Source organism: Hydrocoleum sp. CS-953 (assembly GCF_002260545.1).
Classification (GTDB): Bacteria; Cyanobacteriota; Cyanobacteriia; order Cyanobacteriales; family Microcoleaceae; genus Trichodesmium.
The window spans coordinates 1-2,016 of the sequence record NZ_LGSU01000080.1; the positions used below are offsets into that span (position 1 = coordinate 1).

Genomic DNA, 2,016 nt, shown 5'->3' on the forward strand with positions numbered 1-2,016 from the left:
ATCAATTATCAATTATCAATTATCAATTATCCATTATCAATTATCCATTATCCATTGGTAAAAATACAGTCTTACCACAAACACTTCAATTATAGACTAGGGGTCAACCCAACGCCCATCAGCTTTAATTAAATTAATCAATTCTTCAACTCCCTGAGATTCGGGGACTTTCTTAATTTCTTCCCGCCCACGATATAACGAGATATAACCAGCTTGCTTGCCTACATAACCATAATCTGCATCTGCCATTTCTCCTGGACCATTAACAATACAACCCATGACAGCAATATCTAATCCGGTTAGGTGTTTTGTTGCTTCTCGCACTTGATGCAGAACATCCTCAAGATTAAACAAGGTGCGACCACAGGAGGGGCAAGCTACATATTCTACCATTGTTTTCCGTAGACCTAAAGCCTGGAGAATACTGTAACAAACTGGAATCTCTTTTTCGGGTGCTTCAGTTAAAGATACACGAATTGTATCTCCTATTCCTTCTGCTAAAAGTGTGCCAATACCAGCAGTAGACTTAATTCGACCATACTCTCCATCCCCTGCTTCCGTCACACCTAAATGTAAGGGATAGGCCATACCTAGTTCATCCATCCGCTTCACCATCAACCGATAAGCAGCAAGCATTACTGGCACCCGTGAGGCTTTTAGAGAAATTACTATATTGTAGTAGTCTAAAGATTCACAAATTTTAATAAATTCTAGGGCAGACTCTACCATACCTTCTGGGGTATCCCCATAAGTAAATAGCATCCTTTCAGCTAGGGAGCCATGATTAACTCCTATACGCATAGCTTTGTCTTGGTCTCTGAGAGAGATTACCAGAGGTTCTAGGGTTTGGCGAATTTTATCACCTATTTCTGCAAATTCTGCTTGGGTATATTCGTTTCTAGCAGTTTGTGGCTTTTCAAATACATATAAACCAGGATTAATTCGCACTTTATCAACGTGCTTGGCCACTTCTAGGGCGATTTTCATGCCGTTATGATGAACGTCGGCAACCAGTGGGACTGGTTTGTAAGTTTCTGCTAATTTTTGTTTTATTTCTGCCAGAGATTTAGCATGGGCCATACTGGGAACAGTAACACGAACAATTTCGCAACCTATTTCATGTAAACGCCGAATAGCAGCTACGGAGCCATCAATATCAAGGGTATCTTCGTTGATCATTGACTGGACTACAACTGGATGGCCACCACCGATGGTTATATCACCTACTTTGACAGGGCGAGTGTTTCGCCGATGGATAGTGGTGTCAAAGGCNTCAATATCAAGGGTATCTTCGTTGATCATTGACTGGACTACAACTGGATGGCCACCACCGATGGTTATATCACCTACTTTGACAGGGCGAGTGTTTCGCCGATGGATAGTGGTGTCAAAGGCGGGTTGGTTTATAGGGGTTGTGGTTGGGTTTTCTAGAGTTTGCATAATATATCGTTATTTTTCTGTAGCGAACGGCTCAGTAGTATATTGTTTTCTATATTTTAGGTTGCCATATAATGGTCACTTATACTTTTCGCAAAAGTCAAAAATTACAAGTCAAAAGTTATTTTTGCTTATATTGGTTGAAAACTTTAACTAACAATAATTTCTAGCAATTACTTCCAAAGTAGAAGTTATCTATCAGATGATTTTTGGATTTTTAATTTTGAATGTGTTTCCTCAATTTGGATAAGGTAGCGATAATTAATAATGGATAATGGATAATTACCTCAAAAAAACCGTAACGGAATTGAATATAAGGATATAGCGATTCCTATATGAATTTAAAAATTCATGCTAAATAATCCAAATATAGCAAGCCTATTTTATTTGTGTATAAAAACCTTGCCGCTTTTAGGGAAAAATTAACTAGGAACAGGGAATAGGCAGAAGTTTCAAGTTTTTTATCTACTTTTTGATTTGTCATGACCTATTAGGATTACTATATTTATTCTGACTCTTGACTCCTGACTCTAAGAGGATACAATAACTAATTATCCAGATTCTATATAAGTCTTATAT

General features: G+C 38.0%; 1 protein-coding gene and 1 pseudogene. Both read right to left on the bottom strand.

The window, feature by feature from the left end:
• Positions 1-96: 96 nt before the first annotated feature.
• Positions 97-1,272 (bottom strand): (E)-4-hydroxy-3-methylbut-2-enyl-diphosphate synthase (gene ispG, locus AFK68_RS00500; protein WP_246843907.1); only part of this gene is annotated, 1,176 nt, incomplete at its 5' end.
• A gap of 1 nt (position 1,273) precedes the next feature.
• Positions 1,274-1,440, bottom strand: a pseudogene (locus AFK68_RS43920) (4-hydroxy-3-methylbut-2-en-1-yl diphosphate synthase); the annotation flags it as partial.
• Positions 1,441-2,016 lie beyond the last annotated feature (576 nt).